7 protein-coding genes and 1 tRNA gene are annotated in these 6,179 nt (G+C 34.6%); all 8 read left to right on the forward strand.

Annotated elements, in window-relative coordinates:
• Window positions 1-104 precede the first annotated feature (104 nt).
• Window positions 105-269, forward strand: a complete 165-nt coding sequence (locus tag U9P79_10060; protein ID MEA2104966.1) for a hypothetical protein — start codon at window positions 105-107, stop codon at window positions 267-269.
• Between the two features lie 67 nt (window positions 270-336).
• On the forward strand, window positions 337-717 hold the full coding sequence (locus U9P79_10065; GenBank protein ID MEA2104967.1) for a hypothetical protein: 381 nt from the start codon (window positions 337-339) through the stop codon (window positions 715-717).
• 26 nt (window positions 718-743) lie between these two features.
• Window positions 744-1,814: a hypothetical protein gene (locus U9P79_10070; GenBank protein MEA2104968.1), complete on the forward strand. Its 1,071-nt coding sequence runs from the start codon at window positions 744-746 to the stop codon at window positions 1,812-1,814.
• Between the two features lie 9 nt (window positions 1,815-1,823).
• Complete coding sequence (locus tag U9P79_10075) at window positions 1,824-2,390, forward strand: TlpA disulfide reductase family protein (GenBank protein MEA2104969.1); 567 nt, start codon at window positions 1,824-1,826, stop codon at window positions 2,388-2,390.
• Window positions 2,387-3,877, forward strand: coding sequence for a DUF6029 family protein (locus tag U9P79_10080; GenBank protein MEA2104970.1), 1,491 nt, complete (start codon window positions 2,387-2,389; stop codon window positions 3,875-3,877). Before U9P79_10075 ends, U9P79_10080 begins: the two co-directional genes overlap by 4 nt.
• Window positions 3,878-3,943: 66 nt before the next feature.
• Entirely contained in the window at window positions 3,944-4,669 is a 726-nt protein-coding gene (locus U9P79_10085; GenBank protein MEA2104971.1) for a T9SS type A sorting domain-containing protein, read from the forward strand.
• Between the two features lie 19 nt (window positions 4,670-4,688).
• Window positions 4,689-4,782, forward strand: a tRNA-Sec gene (locus U9P79_10090).
• A 20-nt stretch (window positions 4,783-4,802) separates the two neighbouring features.
• Window positions 4,803-6,179: L-seryl-tRNA(Sec) selenium transferase (gene selA, locus U9P79_10095; protein ID MEA2104972.1), on the forward strand; the 1,377-nt coding region annotated here is incomplete at its 3' end.

Below are 6,179 nucleotides of genomic sequence, written 5' to 3' on the forward strand. Positions count from 1 at the left end.
TCATTAAAAAAGAGAAATAGTGCCAGAAAAAAATAGAAGCGATCAATATTTATCTCGATATTTGCAAACCGGAAATTGCCCAATATGTAAAAGAATTAGAAGCAATGGATTTTTCCTTTTCCGGAATTTTCCCGTCAAATAAAAAGCAATTCCTTGTTCTGCAATATATCAACCATGTGCCGATTGATTATGATAAAATTGTTATTGTCTCTGATTTTACAAAAAAATTATTTGAATATGTAAAAAAATGTGATCCAAACCTTATGTAAAATATTGCAAAATAATTATTTTACTTCCATAAGAAAGATGATAAAAAAAATACACGAAAGGAAGAAAATGAAACGGGTTTTGTTATTAATTTTAATAATTATATTTTCGATATTATCTTGTGATAAATCGGATGAAGATGACTCCGGATTTATTGATTTTATCGGAAATTTCTCCTCAGCACTTATCAATGGATTAGTTTCTAATGATATTAGTTCGATAATGCAGTATTATTCCGAAGATTATCTGAATAATGGAATGAATAAAGAAGATATGCAAACTTTATTTTCAGAACTTGTATCTGACAGCGTTGATGTTGAAACTGATATGGTTTCCGGCGAAAATTATCAATTTACATATCGGATAGTTACATCTTTTGCTGATACCACTATAGTTGATTTTGCCCAAGAAGAAGGAAATGATTTTATTATTATAGGGAACCAAAATTAGAAACAACTTAAAAGGAGTTTAATTTAATGAAAAAAATAATCTTTGTATTACTACCGGTTATCATCCTTTTGTTGATCGGTTGCGATATGCTGAATAATGATGTTGTTGATAAAAATAGGAAAATAGAAAAATTTTTTGCAGAATATTCGGATTCTTTAAGTCTGAGTTCAGCCCAAAACCTAAATCCAATTATGAGTCTTTATAGCGAAGATTACAGCAATAATCTTAAATCCAAAGAGGATATGCAAAATTTTTATGAGGATATCTTTGGTCCGGAATCAATCTACTTACAACCTGAACTTTTAGACTATACACAGGAACTTGAAATTGAATGGAATATTTATGTGAAAAACATCGCATCTTCAAATTGTTTAGATACTTTATTCTTACAAGATGTTCTCATCACTGATGGGGGCTCATATATTTTTTATGGAAATCATATAGATCCTCCGCCAGCAGATACAACTAAAACAATCGTATTTGTGGAATTTGCGACTTCTGAACTATGCGGAAATTGTTCTCCTGCAAGCAGCAAATTACGAGAGATGTGGCAAGAACATGGTGATCAATTTGTTTTTTTAGAATATTGCTATGGTGAGCCTATGAATATTTATATGGATATGGCAAATTATTATGGGATTACTTATCAACCAACTGCAATTTTTCAAGGATCGTACAAAATAGAAGGTGCCCAACTTGAAGAATTTGAAAATAGGTATCAGCAAATTTTGGCTGGAGATCCATTAGCTTTTCTGCACGTAATTAGCGTTGAACATGATTCTGTAAGTGCGTTCGGTTCAATTGAATATGAAATTGAAGACAGTATTTCAACAGATGACCTTTTTTTGCGGGTAGCATTGATTAACGAAGAACCTGAACTTTATTACCATAATACAGGTGACAGATTGCATAATGTTATTTTTGCTTTGGAAGAATATGAAGTTATTTCATCAGAAGGGGAAATAAATTTTGAAATTGAACATGATGAAAATTTACCGGAAAAAACTGAAATTGTATTCTGGCTTCAAACCAGAACATTACCATATAACTCGGACGAGTGTAAAGTTTACACTGCAACCAAAGAAAAACTATATTAAGGAATTATTATGAAAAAACTATTTATTCTATCGCTAATAATTTTGTTTGCGATTTCTCTGTTAGCAAATGAAAAACAGCAGGCTCCTAAATTTGAATTACAGAATATGAAGGGTGAAGTTGTAAAATTATCAGATTTTTCAAATAAACTTGTTCTCCTTGATTTCTGGGCAACCTGGTGTGTTCCCTGCCTAAAAGAACTACCTCATCTTAGCAAACTTCAATCGAAATACGGAGAGGATATTCAAGTTATCGCCATAGATGTTGATAGACCGAGATCAATTTCCAAAGCAAAAGCATATATAAAATCTAATAAATTCGACTTTATCACCTTGTTCGATTCAAACGGAGAAGTAACCGATCTTTACAATATTACAAATCCACCTCGCACTATTTTGATCAATCCGGCAGGTGAAATTATTTTTGAACATGATGGTTATAAGCGAGGTGATGAAAAACAACTTGAAGCGGAAATAGTAAAATGGATTAGTCAAAAATCATCAAAGTCAGATACTCTCAGCAAGAAAAAATCACAATCAAAGTTGGAAGAAGCAAAATCTGAAAGTGGGAATGAATGAGAGCAAAAATTTGCTTAACCACATTCTTTTTATCCCTCCTTTTTTTGTCCGGTTCATTAGTAGCATCCGATTTTTACATTAGCGGAGTTAATCAGGCAGAATATATTTATCGTAATGCTCCCGACTCTACCCATCAGTATTTTCACGATCAGTTCCAGTTCGACCTTAATTATAACAGCTTTCGCTTTGGGATGAAATTTGAAGGGAATTTCCCAAAATATGAAAAGTTTTCACCTTTGGAAAATATCACTCCCTCTGATATTTCTTATGAATGGACAGACCGATTTCTTCAATATTCTCAAGATGAATTTATGGTTCGCGGTGGAAATTTTGAATGCGTGATTGGTTCAGGGATGATTTTTCATGCCTATGACGATGAGGTGCTCGATGAAGATAAGCAGCTTGACGGACTTTATGCCAGAACATCATTTAACAAATGGAATTTTCAGGCGTTTTGTGGAGTGCTGCCAAGTAAAATGGATGCTTCTAAAGATGAGATTGTAAATGGTGCTGACTTAAATATCTCCCCGTTGAATTCTCTTTCGGTTGGAATGGCTGCTATCTCGGAAAAACAATTTCAAGACGGAACCATTTATAAATATAATATTAGAGAAGTTCTGTCCGGAAGATTTGAATATTCTGTAGAACTTTTCGACTTGCGAGCAGAATATGGAGAAAGTAAGCAATACCACAACATTTCCGGAAAAATTGATTATGGTTCAGGCCTCTATACTGATTTGAATATCTATGCCGGAAAATTTACATTTACGCAAGCATACAAAAATTATGATGATTTCGATAATCGCTTAAGTGATCTCCCAACTGCAAATTATAGTAGTGAGCCTATCGCAAAATATGGGAATTCATCAATTCCGGGAAAAAATGAAGAAGGTTTGCAGTCGGTTATCCGGTTTGTTCCAAATTTTGACAACGAGTTTGTGGTTAATTATGCAGTTGGCTGGTCGCACGATTATGATGTTCGTCAATGCGATTTTCATACTGAATTCAATCATGAATTTTCCTCAATTTCTCTTCGGACAGAATATTCACAACTTGAACGCAGATGGGAAAATCAAGAAGGTTTGGCAAATACCTGGTTGCGTAAATCGAAGCCACAAATTACTGCTGATTTTTTTCTTGGCGAACTACCTGCACTATTGAAATTGGGATGTGAAATTGAAGATGAAGATATTGAACACCATTTGGAAAAGGTGAACGAAAAATATTACGAGCCACTTTTTCAGTTTGATATAAGCTACAAGGATTATTCTACTTCAATTATGGTTACGCATCAAGTTTCCGAACTTGAAAATTTGACAAAAGGAACTCCAAAAGTTGGTGTGGAATTTTCCGCCAAACTATGGGATAGCACAGAAGCAAATTTATTCGTTGGTAAAGAGAAAGGCGGGCTGGTCTGCCGAAACGGTGTCTGCAGAAACCAAGCACCTTTTGAAGGACTCCGTTTGGAACTTACAACGAGATTTTAAAATTAGCCACAAATTAACACGAATAAATCAATTCGTGAAAAATTTAGTTGCAGAAAAGGATGAAAAATGAAAAAAATCATAGTTCTATTTATTATCGTATTAAATGTTAATTTTCTGATCGCAGATATTGTTTTCGATGTACCATTTGATCCGAATATAATCGGAGATCCATATATTGGTGAAGATTATGACTATGAATCTCCAACTTTTTCAATAATCAATAACGGTGAAACAGATACATTTACGATTGCTACGAGCAATGGGATTGTCCCTGATGGCTGGTATTGGCTTTATTGTGAAGTTGATGGGGGATTGTGTCATATGCCTGGTTGGCCATTTGATGTGCTTATTGAAAGTGGAGATTCTCTTGCATTGGTTTTGCATATTCACGTAACTTCTACAGGGTCCCTTTCTATTAATTTCACGGCTGGTGCTCCCTCAGTCCCGGATTCTGTTTCTATGGATTTTAACTTCCAAACAGAAAACCAAGCCATTAGCAAAAAACCGAATCTGAATACAGCATCATATTTAAAAAGTAATTCTCCCAATCCGTTTAAAGATTTTACAGAGATAAAATACAATATTCCGGCATCTTATGCAGATGATTTGAAGATAGGAATTTATAATATTCTTGGTCAGCCGGTAAAAATATTTTCTGATTTGGAAAATTCCGGTTCTATTGTTTGGAACGGAAAAGATGAGATGAACCGTTCCGTAACGAGTGGAGTGTATTTCTATAAATTGATTGGAATAGAACAGGCACAAACCCGTAAACTATTGTTGATCAGATAGTAAATTTTCATACTATGCTGGGAGGATGGGACTGGTGTCCCGGCTGGTCTTCAAAACCAGTAGTGGGCGGATAATACCGTCCGTGGCAGGTTCGATTCCTGCCCTCTCGGCCATTTTTGGAAACAATTTTATTATGAAAAACGAAGAATTTAAAAAAATCCCGGGTGTTGACACAATTTTAGATTGGGAAAAATGTCAAAAATTATCAAACCAATTTGGTCTTGATTTGGTTACATTCGCTGTACGATCAGTTATCGAAGAATTGCGGTCGAACATTACAAATGGGGGAAAAGTCTGGAATCAAACGAGAATCTATCAGCGAATTTTATCTGTAGTGCATTCGATTGGTGAAAATTCTTTGAAACCTGTGATAAACGCAACCGGAATAGTTTTGCATACGAATTTGGGTAGGGCTCCTTTGGGTGAAGATGTGCTGAAAGAGATTGCTCCAATCATTAAAGGATATTCTAATGTAGAATTTGATCTTGAAATTGGAAAAAGAGGTCAGCGGAATGATCATATTTCTAACATAATCAAATTTGTAACAGGAGCAGAGGACGCAGCTGTTGTGAACAACAATGCAGCCGGAATTTTTCTTTCTTTAAAGACATTTGCGGAGGGGAAGGAAGTGATAATTTCACGTGGGGAATTGATCGAAATTGGTGGTTCTTTTCGAATACCGGAAATAATGGTAACCAGTGGAGCAAAGATGGTTGAGGTAGGTACTACAAACAGAACCCGAATATCCGATTATGAAAAGGCAATTACAGAAAACACAAAAGTCATTTTCAAAGCCCACAAATCAAATTATTTTATCTCCGGTTTTACGGAAGAAGCATCTGTAATGGAATTATCCAAGTTGGCAAAAAAGCACAATCTGATTTTCATCTACGACATCGGTTCCGGTTTGCTACGAAGACCAAAGAATCTCAAATTAGAAAATGAACCGGACATTCGATCGTGTTTAAAACAGGGAGCAGATATTGTCTGTTTTAGTGGTGATAAATTACTTGGTGGTCCGCAAGCAGGTATAATCGTTGGGAAGAAAAAATATATTTCAAAACTGGCGAAATCCCCGCTTATGCGTGTCTTGCGTACAGGCAAATTAACACTTGCAGCTTTATCTACGGTAATCCGATATTATTTACGCGAGGAAGATCTATTTTCTAAAATAAAATTATTTCAGATTCTGACCACCTCTCAAAATGAAATTGAAAGTCGTGCGATAAAATTAAAAAATAAATTTGAAAATCATAATATAAAATCTGAAATAGCTAAAAGCAGAGCACAATGCGGCGGCGGAACTCTTCCCTATAAAAAGATTGATAGTTTTTCGGTTAAATTGTGTTTTGAATCTGATAATGACAAGTCGCCTGAAAAAATATTTTTTGCTCTTTTAAAATTAGAAAAACCAATTGTGGCAATTTTACGTGAGGGCAATTTGCATTTTGATGTTCTTACATTTAACAATGACGAAATAGATTATGTAGCATCTCAAGTTGGTAAAATA

It is taken from the genome of Candidatus Cloacimonadota bacterium (assembly GCA_034661015.1).
In the GTDB taxonomy this organism is placed as follows: domain Bacteria; phylum Cloacimonadota; class Cloacimonadia; order JGIOTU-2; family JGIOTU-2; genus JAYEKN01.

Bases quoted from the DNA above. Each gene is read 5' to 3' on its own strand.
- U9P79_10060 (MEA2104966.1), top strand. From the start codon at position 105: ATGGATTTTTCCTTTTCCGGAATTTTCCCGTCAAATAAAAAGCAATTC.
- U9P79_10065 (MEA2104967.1), top strand. From the start codon at position 337: ATGAAACGGGTTTTGTTATTAATTTTAATAATTATATTTTCGATATTA.
- U9P79_10070 (MEA2104968.1), top strand. From the start codon at position 744: ATGAAAAAAATAATCTTTGTATTACTACCGGTTATCATCCTTTTGTTG.
- U9P79_10075 (MEA2104969.1), top strand. From the start codon at position 1,824: ATGAAAAAACTATTTATTCTATCGCTAATAATTTTGTTTGCGATTTCT.
- U9P79_10080 (MEA2104970.1), top strand. From the start codon at position 2,387: ATGAGAGCAAAAATTTGCTTAACCACATTCTTTTTATCCCTCCTTTTT.
- U9P79_10085 (MEA2104971.1), top strand. From the start codon at position 3,944: ATGAAAAAAATCATAGTTCTATTTATTATCGTATTAAATGTTAATTTT.